Origin of the sequence: Massilia sp. IC2-278, assembly GCF_020708045.1 — a bacterium.
Lineage (GTDB): Bacteria > Pseudomonadota > Gammaproteobacteria > Burkholderiales > Burkholderiaceae_D > Telluria.
In genome coordinates this window covers 186,599-201,749 of sequence record NZ_JAJFES010000002.1, presented here as the reverse complement: position 1 = coordinate 201,749, position 15,151 = coordinate 186,599, and the positions used below count along the sequence as shown (strand labels likewise).

Annotated in this window: 12 protein-coding genes; 6 read left to right on the top strand and 6 right to left on the bottom strand. The window is 65.7% G+C overall.

The genetic code is table 11. The features are described 5' to 3' along the window. Positions 1 to 13 precede the first annotated feature (13 nt). From LK540_RS05765 to pepA, 5 genes are all read left to right on the top strand, one after another. A complete protein-coding gene (locus LK540_RS05765; RefSeq protein ID WP_229436090.1) occupies positions 14 to 310 on the top strand; it encodes an HPr-rel-A system PqqD family peptide chaperone in 297 nt (98 codons plus the stop codon). Beyond that, positions 304 to 1,221 (top strand): HprK-related kinase A, encoded by a 918-nt coding sequence (locus tag LK540_RS05760; RefSeq protein WP_229436089.1) that lies wholly within the window; start codon positions 304 to 306, stop codon positions 1,219 to 1,221. The genes LK540_RS05765 and LK540_RS05760 overlap by 7 nt, the downstream gene beginning before the upstream one ends. Next, positions 1,218 to 2,312, top strand: coding sequence for a nucleotidyltransferase family protein (locus tag LK540_RS05755; RefSeq protein ID WP_229436088.1), 1,095 nt, complete (start codon positions 1,218 to 1,220; stop codon positions 2,310 to 2,312). The genes LK540_RS05760 and LK540_RS05755 overlap by 4 nt, the downstream gene beginning before the upstream one ends. A 65-nt stretch (positions 2,313 to 2,377) precedes the next feature. Beyond that, positions 2,378 to 3,097, top strand: coding sequence for a GAF domain-containing protein (locus LK540_RS05750; RefSeq protein ID WP_229436087.1), 720 nt, complete (start codon positions 2,378 to 2,380; stop codon positions 3,095 to 3,097). A gap of 183 nt (positions 3,098 to 3,280) precedes the next feature. Beyond that, positions 3,281 to 4,141 (top strand): flocculation-associated PEP-CTERM protein PepA, encoded by an 861-nt coding sequence (gene pepA, locus LK540_RS05745; RefSeq protein ID WP_229436086.1) that lies wholly within the window; start codon positions 3,281 to 3,283, stop codon positions 4,139 to 4,141. Between the two features lie 138 nt (positions 4,142 to 4,279). Here pepA and LK540_RS05740 read toward each other — a convergent pair whose 3' ends face one another. From LK540_RS05740 to LK540_RS05720, 5 genes are all read right to left on the bottom strand, one after another. Continuing rightward, positions 4,280 to 5,350 carry a molybdopterin biosynthesis protein MoeY gene (locus tag LK540_RS05740; RefSeq protein ID WP_229436085.1) on the bottom strand — a complete coding sequence of 357 codons (1,071 nt, stop codon included), beginning with the start codon at positions 5,348 to 5,350 and terminating at the stop codon, positions 4,280 to 4,282. Beyond that, a complete protein-coding gene (locus LK540_RS05735; protein ID WP_229436084.1) occupies positions 5,347 to 6,234 on the bottom strand; it encodes a ThiF family adenylyltransferase in 888 nt (295 codons plus the stop codon). Before LK540_RS05735 ends, LK540_RS05740 begins: the two co-directional genes overlap by 4 nt. A gap of 74 nt (positions 6,235 to 6,308) precedes the next feature. Next, positions 6,309 to 6,965, bottom strand: a complete 657-nt coding sequence (locus LK540_RS05730) for an N-acetyltransferase (protein ID WP_229436083.1) — start codon at positions 6,963 to 6,965, stop codon at positions 6,309 to 6,311. A gap of 282 nt (positions 6,966 to 7,247) precedes the next feature. Next, positions 7,248 to 10,022 carry an XrtA/PEP-CTERM system TPR-repeat protein PrsT gene (gene prsT / locus LK540_RS05725; protein ID WP_229436082.1) on the bottom strand — a complete coding sequence of 925 codons (2,775 nt, stop codon included), beginning with the start codon at positions 10,020 to 10,022 and terminating at the stop codon, positions 7,248 to 7,250. Between the two features lie 218 nt (positions 10,023 to 10,240). Continuing rightward, entirely contained in the window at positions 10,241 to 10,552 is a 312-nt protein-coding gene (locus LK540_RS05720; RefSeq protein ID WP_229436081.1) for a hypothetical protein, read from the bottom strand. 57 nt (positions 10,553 to 10,609) lie between these two features. Here LK540_RS05720 and LK540_RS05715 point away from each other — a divergent pair, with 57 nt between their 5' ends. Continuing rightward, positions 10,610 to 11,812 carry an NAD(P)/FAD-dependent oxidoreductase gene (locus LK540_RS05715; RefSeq protein ID WP_229436080.1) on the top strand — a complete coding sequence of 401 codons (1,203 nt, stop codon included), beginning with the start codon at positions 10,610 to 10,612 and terminating at the stop codon, positions 11,810 to 11,812. Positions 11,813 to 11,828: 16 nt separating this feature from the next. On the opposite strand, the gene icmF is transcribed toward LK540_RS05715, so the two are convergent. Beyond that, positions 11,829 to 15,116 carry a fused isobutyryl-CoA mutase/GTPase IcmF gene (icmF, locus tag LK540_RS05710; RefSeq protein WP_229436079.1) on the bottom strand — a complete coding sequence of 1,096 codons (3,288 nt, stop codon included), beginning with the start codon at positions 15,114 to 15,116 and terminating at the stop codon, positions 11,829 to 11,831. Positions 15,117 to 15,151 lie beyond the last annotated feature (35 nt).

Sequence of the window (15,151 nt, the reverse complement as noted above, 5' to 3'; positions counted from 1 at the left end):
CGCTTCGTTACGCATGAGTAGTCCGCCGATCTGGCGCCTGGCCCCCGGGCAGCGCCTGGTGCACCGCTGCCACGACGGCGAATGCGTGCTCTTCAACGACCTGACCGGCGACACCCACCTGCTCGGCCAGGACGTCCTCGATCTGCTGGGCGCGCTACGCGACACGCCGCGCAGCGCTGCCGGCCTGGCGCAGGACGCCGGCGCCGGCATCGATCCCGACCCCGAATGGCTCGCCGAGCTCGACGAACTGCTGGCCGACCTGGCCGCGCTCGATCTGGTAGCTCCTCTGCCAGGGACGCAGCCGTGCTGACCGTGGCCGGCCTCGGCGGGCGCGAACTGCGCGCGCGCCTGCGTGGCCCGGGCCTGCGCCTGCAGACCGGACCCTTCGTCACCTGCGTGCACAGCGCGCTGGCGCCGCTGGCCGACAGCCTGGGCGCGATGTACGCCGATTATCCGGTGCTGGAAGAGGGCACGCTGGCCGATTTCCACGTGCGCCTGAGCGGCTCGCAGGGCCTGCGCCGCTTCGTGCGCCCGCAGGTGCACTTCCATTACGACGGCATGGCGCCTTTCCAGCCGCTGCCGCTGGCCCAGGCTTTTCCGATGTTCGAATGGGCCATGAACTGGTGCGTGTCGAGCCAGGCCAATTCCTGGCTGGTGATCCACGCCGCCGTGATCGAAAAGGGTGGCCTGGCGGCGATCCTGCCGGCGCCGCCCGGTTCCGGCAAGAGCACCCTGTGCGCGGCCCTGGTCAACCGCGGCTGGCGCCTGCTGTCCGACGAACTGACCCTGGTGCGCCTGGACGACGGCAAAATCGACCCGCTGCCGCGCCCGGTGAGCCTGAAGAACGCCTCGATCGGCATCGTCCGCACCTATGCGCCGGACGCCGCTTTCACGCGCCCGGTGGCCGACACCGTGAAGGGCACCGTGGCCCATATGCGCGCCTCCAGCGACAGCGTGGCGCGCGCCGGCGAGACGGCGGCGCCGGCCTGGATCGTGTTCCCCAAATGGCAGGCCGGCGCCGCCGCCGAGCTGACGCCGGTGCCGCAGGCGCGCGCGCACATGCGCCTGGCCGAGAATGCCTTCAACTACAGCCTGCTGAGCGAGGCCGGTTTCCACACCGTGGCGCGCCTGGTCGGCGAGGCGAGCACCTTCGACTTCCGCTACGGCGTGCTGGACGACGCCATCGCCGTGTTCGAGCGCCTGCTCGCGGAGCGTGCATGATGCAGCCGACGCATTTGCCCTTGCTGCTGCGCGCCCTGCGCGAGCCGGGCGCCATGGACCGCTTCGGCGAGCGCGACTGGGACCTGCTGCTGCGCCAGGCCCTGGCTTCGAACCTGGCAGCCACCCTGGGCCTGCTGGCCGAAGAGCACGGCGTGCTGGCGGCCCTGCCGGCGCGTGTGCAGCGCCGCCTGGGCTGGGCGCGCACGGTCTGGCGGCGCCACCTGCAGGCGGTCGACCTCGAACTGGCCAAGATCCGGCTTGCGCTGGGCGAGACCGGCTTGCCGCTGATCCTGCTCAAGGGCACGGCCTACGCCGCCGCCGGCCTGCCGGCCAGTGCCGGCCGCCTGTTTTCCGACATCGACCTGCTGGTGCCGAAGGAGCGCCTGCCCGAGGTCGAGAGCGCGCTGATGCTGCACGGCTGGGCCGGCAGCCACCATGACGCATACGACCAGCGCTACTACCGCGAATGGATGCACGAGCTGCCGCCGCTGCAGCACATGCGCCGCGCCAGCGTGATCGACGTGCACCACGCGATCCTGCCCGAGACGGCGGCAGTGCGCCCGGACCCGGCCCGCCTGCGCGCCGGCGCCCGGGCGATTCCCGGCCGCGACGGCTACTACACTCTCGCGCCCTGCGACATGGTGCTGCACAGCGCGGTGCACCTGTTTTCCGAGGGCGAATACCACCACGGCCTGCGCGATCTGTTCGACCTGCACCGCCTGCTCTGCCATTTCGGCGCCGACCCGGGTTTCTGGGCGGCATTGCCGGCCCGTGCGCGCGAGCTGGAACTGGCGCGTCCGCTATGCTATGCCCTGCGTTACTGCACGCGCCTGCTGGGTACCCCGGTGCCGGCCGGCGTGCTGGAGGAGATGCGCGGCGCCGCGCCGAACCCGGCGCTGCTGGCGCTGATGGACGCGCTGTTCCTGCGCGCCCTGCAGCCGCCGCACCCGAGCTGCGCCGACGCGTTCGACGCCGCCGCCCGCGCCGCGCTGTACATCCGCGGCAACTGGCTGCGCATGCCGCCGCTGATGCTGTCGCGGCATTTGTTTCACAAGGCATTCCTGTCTCCGAAGGCCGAGCCGGCGCAGTAAGGAAGCGCAGGCAGGGCCGCCGGGACAACAATGGACGGGCAATGCCCAGTCGAGGAGAGGTGGCAATGGAAGGAAGCCAGGGTCTGGCGCGCCTGCACGCGCTGCGCGAGTTCGTATTCGAGGGCAGCCTGGAAGACAGCCTGCAAGGACAGGCGCGCGAATGCGCACGCCTGCTGGACGCCGACAGCTGCTCGATCATGCTGCTCAGTGGCGGCTCCACGGAAGAAGACGGGCGCCTGCGCGTGCATGCCCATGCCGGCGCACCCGGCGACCGCCTGCCGGCCGCCGCGCTGGAAGCGAGCATCGGACGCGGCGAGGCGATCTGCGGCCAGGTGCTGGCCAGCGGCCAGGCCTTGCTGGTCGAGGATATCGGCAAGTCGGCCTATGCGCTGCTGGCGCGCCGCCCCGGCGACCCGGGGCGCAGCATGATGTCGGCGCCGATCCGCATCGACGGCCGCACGGTCGGCGTGGCCAACGTGGCCGGCAAGGGCTTCACGGAAACGGACCTGGTTCTGTTCGAGGTGGTCTGCCTGTTCATCGGCAAGTCGATCCAGGTAGCGCAATTGCAACACTTGCTGGCTTCGCGTTTCGCCCGCGAAGCCCTGGCGCAGGAGGCCGAAGGGCCGGCACTGACGGCTTACCGCAACCCGGAACAGGTGGCGCGCATCCTGGCCCGTTCATTCTATAAAGAGCTGACGCGCGCCGGCTTCGAAGCCCCGCAGATCGTGGGCGCCACCAGCGAGATCATCGACCAGCTCAACAACAGATTGCATAAAAGACATTAAACATTCTTCTTGACATTTTCCAATAAGAAATGTATGTCGATATACTTTACAGATGAGTTGGCGAAACTTTAACGAATACTGCTAAGTTATTGATTTAAAAAGAATGTGAATTCCTGGCACGGGCCTTGCTAATAGTTGAGTGTGTTTGCCAAAACCGATCAACCACATCGAGGATTACCGATCATGAAATTTCTGAAGAAACTGACCTGCGCTGCAGCTGTTGCAATGTCCATGGCCTCGGCCGCCCACGCTGGTCCTGTCCTGAACAACTGGGTGTTCAACCCGAACGGCGGCGGCTACGAAGCTGGCCAACGCGTTAACGAATACCTGGATGTGAACGGCAATGCCTTCATCCAGATCAACCCAACCGGCGGCAATAGCTTCTCGTTCACCGAACACGCCGTGTTCAACATCGTGCAGGCTGACGGTAAAGGCAAGCTGTTCCCAGTCGGCTACCAGGGCGGCAACATCACCGCGACCTTCGAAGCGACCGGTACCGGTAACTTCAGCGGCGCGTTCTCGTTCACCGGCGGCACCATCCGCATGTACCAGAACGAAGTCAACGGCCAATACGCCGGCACCGAAGGCGTGTACGGCGCCAACCTGGGCAACCTGATTGCCGAATTCAATGTGCTGGCTGGCGGCGGCGGCCTGGTCGATGCAAGCGGCGACCCAACCAACAACGGTCAAGTGACCGTGCTGGCACGCGCAGCGGCAGGCTCGCTGGCCGAAGGTTACTTCTTCCGCGGCAACGGCGACGACCTGGCCATGGAATCGATCATGTCGTTCGCGTTCACCAACGCCAACACCGTCTCGAATCCTGACGGCACCCTGGTCAGCGAAGTCGCTTGCCAATTCGCCGGCTTCAGCGGCGCCGGCTGCGGCGGCGGTAGCTACGCCAATGCTCCTGGCCAGTACTTCTTCGTCGGCAACAACGGTCAGTTCAAACTGGCTGAAGTGCCAGAGCCAGGTTCGCTGGCCCTGTTCGGCATCGCCATGCTGGGCGCCGGCGTCGCTGCTCGCAAGCGCGCCAAGAAGGCCTAAGTCTTCGGGAATTTCCTGAAACTGCGAAAAGAGCGGGCTGGTCCCGCTCTTTTTGTTGTGCTTGTCCCAGCGCGGCTTCCGCAGCGGGTGTATAAAAAACGGCAACCTGATGGTTGCCGTTTTTTATGCATTGTTTATCTACACGGGTTTCATCAGCTCCGCCACCGGCTTGCGCACCGAACGCGCCGCCGGACGCGGCCCGTAGCCGAGACGCCCCATGTAGACCGGATGCCCGGCACCCGTAAAAATCAGCGCCTCGGTCTGGCGCTGCAGCGCGCGCGCGGCGTTTTCCAGGCGCGCCTCCTGGGTAAAGCGGGTATTCTCGCGCGCATACTTGGAAAAGATCAGCGGCGTCATTTCCGGCTGCATGTACAGGCCGAGCGTGGTCATGGTCAGCCAGAAGCGCTGCAGCGCGCGGCCGGCCGCCACGTAGTCGTCGATCGAGGCCGGCTTGCCGGCGGCGCGCAGCACGAAGTGGCCGGCGCAGGCCATGCCCGGCGCCAGGTCCATCTGCAGGCGCGGCGCCCAGGTGCCCATCAGGGTGTTCACCGACTTCATGCGGCGCCAGCTGACCATCGCCCATTTCATCAGGTGCAGGGTCATGGCATCCACGCCCAGGGCATTCGCCGGCACCTTGTCCGGGCTTTCGATGCGGTTTTCCCAGTCGATGATGCTGCGGTGGGTTTCGAACGCCTCCGGCATCGTCAGGCGCAGCCGGGCGTTGTTGTACATGAGCTTGGCCGCCTTCCACTTCTGGTCGCGGCTTTCCAGCCAGCCCAGGGTGTAGTGGGGCGCCACCACTGCTTCCAGCTGGCGCTTGTGCTCGGCCGTGAGCGGCGTGGTCTTCATCGGGCGGCGCTGCACCGTGCGTTCCCGGATCGCGCCGATCAGGGGGCTGGGCGCGACGGCCGCATCGGCCACCAGGCGCACGTCGAACACCGGATGGGTCTCGCGCCCGGCCGGGCGGCGCGCGATGTCGGCGCGCAGGCCGTGGCCGCTGGCGGCGATGGCGATCGTCTCCAGCAAGGTGCCGAAGGCGATCTGGCTCGGGTGGCCGTCGAGGTCGTAGACGCAGTGGTCGCGCGTGTCGTAGGCGTGCACCACCAGGTGGTCCGGCGCGGCGATCTCGAAGCGCCAGGTCTGCATGTTGTCGCCGCTGGGCGCCCAGCGCGCCAGGTCGAGGATCTGTTCGATCGCCTGCATGTTCATCGCGTTACTCCTGCGGCGGCCAGGTCCTTGGCCAGCTGCTTCTTGCCCACCGCGATCATCAGGCGGTGCAGCGGATTCTTGTTGCCGCCCGGGCGCCAGGTGCGCACCAGCTTGTTGCGGTAGGCGTCGAACTGCACGCCCCAGGGCGCGGCCAGGACCTTGCCGCGGCCGAGCAGAATCTTCAACGCTTCGGTGCCCATCACGCCGGCGCACAATTGGCAGGCCATGATGGTCGAGGGGCCGCGCCGCTCGACGAAGTTCACCGCTTCCGGCACCACCAAGTAGGGGCGGTGCAGGCCGGCCGGCGCCAGGCCGACCACGAAGTGCACGGCCTTGTCGGTTTCCGGCAAATCGCCCCACTGGAAGTATTCCTCGAAGGTCATCTGGCCCGGCAGGAAGTTCAGCAGGGCCGCGCCCATGCCCAGCGGCGCCACCGTGCTGGCCGGGATGCCGAGCCGGGCGCACAGGGCGAAGGTCTGCTGGCGGATCTCGAAGGCGAAGAAATCCAGGGCGTCGACGTACATGTCGACGCCCTGCAGGAAGGCTTCCAGGTTGCCGGCATTGATGCCTTCGCCGAAGACCGTGACTTCGCAGTCGGGATTGACGTCGAGCAGCATGCGGCGGATCACGTCGGCTTTCGGGTGGCCCAGGGTCGAGACCATGGCGCCGACCTGGCGGTTGAAGTTCGGCACGTCGAAACTGTCGAAGTCGGCAATGTGGAATTTGGTGACGCCCAGGCGCGCCAGGGTCATGGCATGCACGCCGCCGACCCCGCCGCCGCCGGCAATGGCGACCCGCTTTTGCCGCAAGCTTGCCTGCTCCTCCTTCGTTACCCAGCCAATGTTTCGGGAAAAAGCCTGCTCGTAGGGGAAAGGAGTCGTCATCTGCGGAAAAGGAAAGGCGGGGAATGGAGCGGAAATGAAGCAGAAAGGAGGGCGCCGGGCGCCCGCCGATGGAATTACGCGACCTGCTGTTCGTCGATGCGGCGCAGGCGGTTGATAATGCCCTGTTCTTCGCGCGGCGAAAAGAAATACGGATAGAAGGAACGCTCGTTGGTGGTGGTCGACCAGGTGCCGCCGAGACTCTTGATCTGCTCCGTCACATAATCGAGGCTGATACGCAGGAGGTAAGCCGGCGCATTCACGCGCGGATTGGTCTTGACGTCGCCCACGCGTTGAAAACCGAGCATGTGCTCATAAAAGCGGCGATGCCGCGGATTGACTTCGATGACGATATCCGTGCAATCGTGGATATCGCGGGCGTAGATCACCGCCAGGTGAAACAGGTTGGCCAGCGAGGTTTTCGAGCGTACCGTGGGGTCGAATGCGAGCTTGGTGAATTCACACAGCTTGGCGCCATTCGCGCGGTAGGCGTCGAGTTCTTCCTTGAAAATCTGGTCCGCCATGAGGCCGATCGGCGAATCGATCCCCAGCGTCAGGGTCCCCACCACGTCGCCCTTGTCGGTGGCGGTGAGGGTGATGCGGTTGGGGTCGTCCGAAAACTGGTGCGTTCCCGCATAGCCACGCCAGGCATACATCTTGTTGACCAGCATGCTGGCCGAATTGCGTCCTTTCGCCGTATCGGTAAGCCGGATTCCATATGAATCTTGGTTCACGATAACATCCTCTAATTCCGAGCTCGCTATATTATCGCGATCCTCAAAAACATGAGCGTTCGATAGAATTTCCACGGATATATCTCCGTTTTCCTTCACATCTTGGTTATTCGTCATCGCCGGACACCTCGTTTTGCGGCGCCGCCAGCATGCGGCGGCACCCCGTTTTCGACGTACGCGCCAGGCTTTCCGTGGTCCGGAACACCTGGCGCGACGCACCCCTATCCATCCATTTATCGAATTGCCTGTGTGGCTTTTTTAGTATGGTCAGATAGTAGAACGTTATAGCGTTTTCAGCAACGCGCGCGCGTCTTCGAGCTGCGGGAAGGGGCGATTCAGGGCCAGCAGGGTTTCCAGTTCCTTGCGCGCGGATTTCTTGTCGCCCGATTTATGCAGGCCGACCGCCAGGTGATAACGCAGTTCCGGCGCGCCCGGCGCACCCGCCACCGCCTTTTGCAGCAGCGGCAGGCCGCGTTCGACATTGCCCTGTTCCACGAGCATCCAGCCCAGCGTATCCATCACGGCGGCGTTGTTCGACGCCGCCTTGTAGGCCTGCTCGGCCGTGGCCAGGGCGCGCGGGTCCTTGTCCTGCTGGTAGGCCCAGGCCAGGTTGTTCAGGGCCGCGCCGTTGTCCGGCTCACGCTTGACCAGGGCCTCGAGGATGGCGATGGCCGGCTTGAACTGCTTCTCGGCCATGTGCGACTCGGCCAGGTACATCTGCACCGAGGCGTCGTTCGGATTCTGCTTGGCCCAGGCCGCGATGCGCGCCTGCGCTTCCTTGGTCTTGCCGGCCCGGCGCAGGGTCTCCGCGCTGCGCAGCATGATCGCGCCCGACTTGGTGATCGCCAGCGCCTTGTCGTAGGCGGCCACGGCCAGTTCCGGCTTCTTCAGGGTCTGCTGCAGGTCGCCTTCGAGCAGGAAGCCGACCGGCGAACCCGGGGTCTTCTGCTGCAGTTCGCGCGTCATCGCCAGCGCTTCGTCCTGGCGGCCGCGGCGCATGGCCAGTTCCACCTGGGCCACGCGCGCCTGCAGCAGATCGGGCTGCAGTGCGACGGCTTTTTTCAGCGCGTCGGCGGCCGCGGCGTCGTTCTTCAGGCGCGCCTGGGCGCCGGCCAGGCGCATCTGCGCGAGGGCCGACTTCGGCATCATGCCGGCCAGCTTGCTGTAGCTGTCGAGTGCGCCCTGGGCGTCGTCGTTGGCCAGCTGGGCCTGGCCGAGCAGGTCGAGCATGTCGGCGCTGGACGGGTTCGAGGCCTGGAACTTGCGCGCCAGGGTCAGGGCCTTTTTCTCCTGCTTGGTACCCAGGTAGTGCGCGCCCAGCTTCAGCACGGCGGGAATCGCATCCGGGTTCTCGGCTTGCGCCTTTTCCAGCCAGGTGGTGGCTTCGTCCGGCTTTTGCTGCAGCATGGCCAGGTCGGCCAGTGCGGCCATCGCGCCGAAGTTCTTCTTGTCCTTTTCGAGGATGGTTTCGAAGCGCTTGCGGGCGGCGTCGGGCTTGTTCTCGCGCAGGTCGAGCTGGGCCAGGTTGGCGGCGGCCGGGAAGAAGGTCGGCTGCAGCTGCAGCGCCTTTTCAAAGGCGGCGCGCGCGGCGGCCACGTCGCCCTTGGCCAGCTGCACCGAGGCCTTCAGGTTCTGGGTCTGCGGATTGTCGGGCTGGGCCTGCTCCAGCTTCTCGGCCGCGGCCAGGGCCTTGTCGTAGTGCTTCAGGTTGAGTTCGGCCTGGACCAGGGCGGTCAGGGCGCGCGGCGACTTCGGATCGAGTTCGGCGGCGCGCTGCAGCTCGTTGATGGCCTGGGCGCTGTCGCCCTGGTTCAGGCGCGACAGGCCGAGCGAGGTGTGGACCACGGCGGCGTCGGGCGCCAGCTTGGCGGCCTTTTCGAACAGGGCGGTGGCCTTGCCGAAGTCGCGCGCCTGCATGTAGGACTCGCCGGCCAGGGCCAGCAATTGCGGGTCGTTGGTGCTGTCGATGGCCGGGGCCAGCGCGGCGACGGCGTCGCCCGGCTGCGCGCCCTTGAGCAGGGCCTGGGCCAGCAGCTTGCGCGCATACAGGTTGTTCGGGTCGGCCGCCAGGTATTTGCGCAGGTGGCTTTCGGCCGCCCCGTTGGCGCCCAGGTTGAGTTCGACGGCGCCGGCCAGCAGGATGCTCGGCAGGTGTTCCGGCGCGCTCTTCATGATCTTTTGCAGCGATTCGCGCGCGGCCGGGTACTTGCCTTCGGTGTAGTCGACCAGGGCCTGGGCATGGACCACGGCCAGGCTGTTCGGCGCGGCCTTGCGGCCGGCTTCGATCTCGGCGCGCGCTTCGGCGTATTTGCCCTGCTCGATGCGGATATAGGCTTTTTCGACGTTCGCGTTGCGGTCGTTCGGGCGCAGGGCCAGTACCTTGTCGAAGGCCTTGACGGCTTCGTCGCCCTTGCCGGTGGCGCGCAGCATGCCGCCGCGGAACATCCAGACGTCGGCATTGTTCGCGTCCTTGGTGATCGCTTCGGTCGCATAGCGCTCGGCCGCTTCAGCGTCGCGGTTGACCAGGGCATGGCGCGCCATGCCGGTCAGCGCCGCGCCATTGTTCGCCTGCAGGGCCAGCGCCGCTTCGTACGATTTCTTCGCCTCGTCCTGCTGGTTCTGGGCCAGCAGGGCGTCGCCGCGCAGGGCCAGCAGCGGGGCCGACTTGGCCACCAGTTCCGGCTTCAGTTCGTCCAGCGTTTCCTTGAACTTGCCCTGCGACTGCAGGGCGCGCGCCAGCTGCGGCAGTACGCGCTCGGCCGGAGCGCCCAGGCTGGCCGCCTTGCGCAATTCCTTCTCGGCCGAGACCGGATCGGCAGTCTCGACATACAGGGTGCCCAGCTGCAGGCGCGCTTCGGCATCTTCGGGACTCTTCGACACCGCATTCTTCAACTGGATCAGGGCGGCCTTGTTGTCGCCTTTCTGCTGGTACTGCTTGGCCTCGGCCAGCAGGGTTGCGGTGGATTCGTCGCGGCTGCAGCCACCCAGGGCGCCGAGCAGAAGGGCGCTCGTCAGGGCGGCGGTGGTCAGGGTGATCTTGGAGACTTTACGGGACATGGGTTCCTCAGGGGTTGTGCAGGTGCCGTCCGAAAGGCGGGCGACGAGTTTCCTCACTAACAATAATACCTCAAGGAATGGGATGTATCCCGCACAATCCTGCCCACATTTTTATTGCTGTTGCATGCACGCGATTTCTTCTGAGAACGTTATTTCCTAGAGGAATAATTGGAGGAATATTTATTTGCAGGGCGGAAGCATTTGAGGGCTGCATAACCCTAGCCGGCGTTGCCCTTGCGCAGGCGGCCGAGCAGGGCTTCGACGTTTTCTCCCACCGGCAAGCCATGGCGGCGCAGCAGCTGTATGTGCAGGACCATGTTTTCCAGCACCAGCTTGGCCGACACCGCTAACAGGGTCATCAGGCGGTCTTCGGTGCTGAAGTTTTCCATCGACGCGGCCATTTCGCACAGGTGAGCGGCCACCAGCTCGCGCAGGTCTTCCTCGGCAAAAGGCAGGTCGGCGAAATCGATCGGGTCTTCCTGCTCGACTTCGCGCATCAGTGCGGCGAGTTGTTCGGGTTTGATCGGCATGCGAATCTCCCTCCATTAACGGTAGAGCCATTCTAGAACATCTACTAGAATGGCCTGATGATGCCAAATGGAAACTCGCTGGAGGTGGGAGTCATCGGCGCCGGAACCGCGGGGCTGGCTACGGCCATTGCCCTGGCACGTGCCGGCCATGCGGTGACGGTGTTCGAGAAGCACCGCGCGCTGGCGCCGCTGGGCGCGGGCATCCTGATCCAGCCCCAGGGCATCGCGGCGCTGGACGCACTCGGCGTCGGCGCCGCCTTCCATGCGGCCAGCGTGCCGGTCACGCGCCTGATCGGCACCTGCCAGCGCAACTGGCGCATCGTCGATATCGACTACGGACAGGGCGAGGCGCGCGGTGTGAGCCGCACGGCCCTGGCCCAGCTGCTGCTCGATGCGGCGCTGGGCCTTGGTGTGCAGCTGCGCTATGCCAGCCCGGTCGAGCGGGTAGTGATGCACGGCGCGCAGGCGGCGCTCGTCACGCCGCATGAAGACCGGCGCTTCGACCTGGTGGTGATCGCCGACGGCGCGGCGTCCACGCTGCCGGTCCAGGTCGGGCTGGCGGTGGCGTCCACGGTCTATGAATGGGGCGCATTGTGGGCCATGTTCGACGTCGCCGATTGGGCCGGCCAGGCACTGCTGGAGCAGCGCTACGGCGGCACGCGCAGGATGTATGGGCTGATGCCGACTGCGCGCATCAAGGACAAGCTGCGCCTGTCGCTGTTCTGGAGCCTGCCCTGCGCCGGCTATGCGGCCTGGCAGGCGCAGTCCATCGAGGACTGGAAGGCTGAACTGCTGGACCTGTGGCCCGAGTCCAGCCCGGTGGTCGAGCAGATCGTGGGTCACGACCAGTTTGCGCTCGCCACCTACCGCCACGCGCGCGCCAAACGCCTGGCCAGCGGGCCGGTGTGCGTGGTCGGCGATGCGGCGCACGCCATGAGTCCACAGCTGGGCCTCGGGAGTACGCTGGCGGTGCAGGATGCGCTGGCGCTGGCCACCGCGGTCGGCGCGCAGGGCGCGATCGACGGCGGCGCGCTGTATTCGGACGAGCGCCTGTGCGCGGTGCGTAACTACCAGCTGTTCAGCAAGGCGCTGACACCCTGTTTCCAGGCCGAGGGCAACGGCCTGTGGCGCGACCTGCTGTTCGGGCTGGGCCTGAAGCTGCCCGGCATCCCGCAGCTGATGGTGCGCAGCATCGCCGCGCCGCCCCGGCAGGCGAAAAAAATCCCCGTGCCGGTCGCAGGGACCTTGCACGGGGACTGAGCGCCAACGCCGCGGCTTACATGTTGCGGCGGTACTGCCCACCCACCTCGAACAGCGCGGTGGTGATCTGGCCCAGCGAGCAGACGCGTACGGCGTCCATCAGTTTCTCGAACACGTTCTGGTTGTCGATCGCGGCCTGCTGCAGGGCGGCCAGGGCGGCCGGCGCCGCGTTCGCATTGCGGGCGTGGAAGGCGTCCAGGCGCGTGAGCTGCGACTGCTTCTCGTCGTCGGTGGAACGCGCCAGCTCGATCGTCGCCGGGGCTTCCGCGCCCTTCGGATTGCGGAAGGTATTCACGCCGATGATCGGCAGCGAGCCGTCGTGCTTCTTGTGCTCGTACAGCATCGACTCTTCCTGGATCTTGCCGCGCTGGTAGCCGGTTTCCATCGCACCCAGCACGCCGCCGCGTTCGGCGATGCGCTCGAATTCCTGCAGCACGGCTTCTTCGACCAGGTCGGTCAGTTCGTCCATGATGAAGGAACCCTGGTTCGGGTTCTCGTTCTTCGCCAGGCCCCATTCGCGGTTGATGATCAGTTGGATCGCCAGTGCGCGCCGCACGGATTCGTCGGTCGGTGTGGTGATCGCTTCGTCGTAGGCGTTGGTGTGCAGCGAGTTGCAGTTGTCGTAGATCGCGATCAGCGCCTGCAGCGTGGTGCGGATGTCGTTGAAGTCGATCTCCTGCGCGTGCAGCGAGCGGCCCGAGGTCTGGATGTGGTACTTCAGCTTTTGCGAGCGGTCGTTGGCGCCGTACTTGTCGCGCATCGATACGGCCCAGATGCGGCGCGCCACGCGGCCCAGCACCGTGTATTCCGGGTCCATGCCGTTCGAGAAGAAGAAGGACAGGTTCGGGGCGAAGTCGTCGATGTGCATGCCGCGCGCCAGGTAGGCTTCGACAAAGGTGAAGCCGTTCGACAGCGTGAACGCCAGCTGCGAGATCGGGTTCGCGCCGGCTTCGGCGATGTGGTAGCCCGAGATCGACACCGAGTAGAAGTTGCGCACCTGGTGGTGCACGAAATATTCCTGGATGTCGCCCATCACTTTCAGCGAGAACTCGGTACTGAAGATGCAGGTGTTCTGGCCCTGGTCTTCCTTCAGGATGTCGGCCTGCACGGTGCCGCGTACATTCGCCAGCACCCATTCCTTGATCTTCGCGGCTTCGTCCTGAGTCGGCTGGCGGCCGTTGTCAAGCACGAACTTGTCGATCTGCTGGTCGATGGCGGTGTTCATGAACATCGCCAGGATGGTCGGGGCCGGGCCGTTGATGGTCATCGAGACTGAGGTGCTCGGGCTGCACAGGTCGAAGCCGTCGTACAGCACCTTCATGTCGTCCAGGGTGGCGATCGAGACGCCCGAGTTGCCGACCTTACCGTAGATGTCGGGGCGCAGCGCCGGGTCGGCGCCGTACAGCGTCACCGAATCGAAGGCGGTCGACAGGCGCTTCGCGTCCATGCCGGTCGAGACCAGCTTGAAGCGCTTGTTGGTGCGGAAGGCATCGCCTTCACCGGCGAACATGCGGGTCGGGTCTTCGCCCTCGCGCTTGAAGGCGAACACGCCGGCCGTGAAGGGGAAGGAGCCTGGCACGTTTTCCAGCATCAGGAAGCGCAGCACTTCGCCGTGGTCTTCGAAACGCGGCAGCGCGACCTTGCGGATGGTGGTGCCAGACAGGGTTTTCTGCACCAGTTTGGTGCGGATTTCCTTGTCGCGGATTTTGACCACGTAGTCGTCGCCGGCATAGGCGGCCTGCATGTCGGGCCACATGTCCAGCAGCTTTTTCGCGTTGCCGTCCATCGCGTTCTCACGCTCGGTGATCAGGTCGTCCAGGACCACTTCGCGATTCGCGGCGGCCAGCATGCGCTTGGTTTCGCGCAGTTGCTGGCGCTCGCGTGCCAGCTTCACCTGTTTGGCCGTATTCTTATGGTAGCCGCGCACGGTGTCCGCGATCTCGGCCAGGTAGCGTGCGCGGGCCGGCGGCACGATCACGTTCTTGCCGCTCGAATGCTTCTGCTCGGGCGCCGCCAGTTTCGAGGCTTCGATCTTCAGGCCGAGTTCCGCCAGCTTCGGCAGCAGGCCGTGATACAGGGCGGTCACGCCGTCGTCATTGAAGCGCGACGCCTGGGTGCCGAACACCGGCATCTGGTCCGGGCTTTGCATCCACAGTTCGCGGTTGCGCTGGTATTGCTTCGCCACGTCGCGCAGCGCGTCCTGGGCGCCCTTGCGGTCGAACTTGTTGATGGCGATGAAGTCGGCGAAATCGAGCATGTCGATTTTCTCCAGCTGCGAGGCGGCGCCGAATTCCGGGGTCATCACGTACATTGAGGCGTCGACGTGCGGCACGATGGCGGCGTCGCCCTGTCCAATGCCCGACGTTTCGACGATCACCAAATCGAAGCCGGCGACCTTGCAGGCCGCGATCACGTCCGGCAGCGCGTGCGAGATTTCCGAACCCGCTTCGCGCGTGGCCAGCGAGCGCATGAAGACGCGCGCTTGCCCGTTCCACGGATTGATGGCGTTCATGCGGATGCGGTCGCCGAGCAGGGCGCCGCCGGACTTGCGGCGCGACGGATCGATCGAGATCACCGCGATGTTCAGGCGGTCGTTCTGGTCGAGGCGGATGCGGCGGATCAGTTCATCGGTCAGCGAGGACTTGCCGGCGCCGCCGGTGCCGGTGATGCCCAGCGCCGGCACTTTCATGTTGTCGGCGGCTTCGACGATCTGCTTGCGCAGTTCCGGGTCGGCCTTGCCGTTTTCCAGCGCGGTGATCAGCTGGGCCAGCGGGCGGTGGCGTGCGGCGATGTCGCCCTGCTGGAGCGCGTCGATGCTGGTCGGCGCGTAGGGCGAAAGGTCGATGTCGCAGGCTTCGATCATCGAGCGGATCATGCCGACCAGGCCCATGCGCTGGCCGTCTTCCGGGCTGAAGATGCGCGTCACGCCATAGGCGTGCAGTTCGGCGATCTCGGACGGGACGATCACGCCGCCGCCGCCGCCGAAGACCTTGATGTGGGCGCCGCCGCGTTGTTTCAGCAGGTCGATCATGTACTTGAAGTACTCGACGTGGCCGCCCTGGTAGCTGGAGATGGCGATGCCTTGCACGTCCTCGGCCAGGGCCGCGGTGACGACGTCGTCGACCGAGCGGTTATGGCCGAGGTGGATGACTTCGACGCCGTTCGACTGCAGGATGCGGCGCATGATGTTGATCGAGGCGTCATGGCCGTCGAACAGGGAAGCGGCGGTAACGAAGCGCACCTTGTTGGCCAGTTTTGGCTGTTCAGGCAGGTCGAGCTTGGCGGCGGGGGTGATGTCGTTCATGGTGTTCCTTCTGGAATCGGAAGCGGACAGGGTCG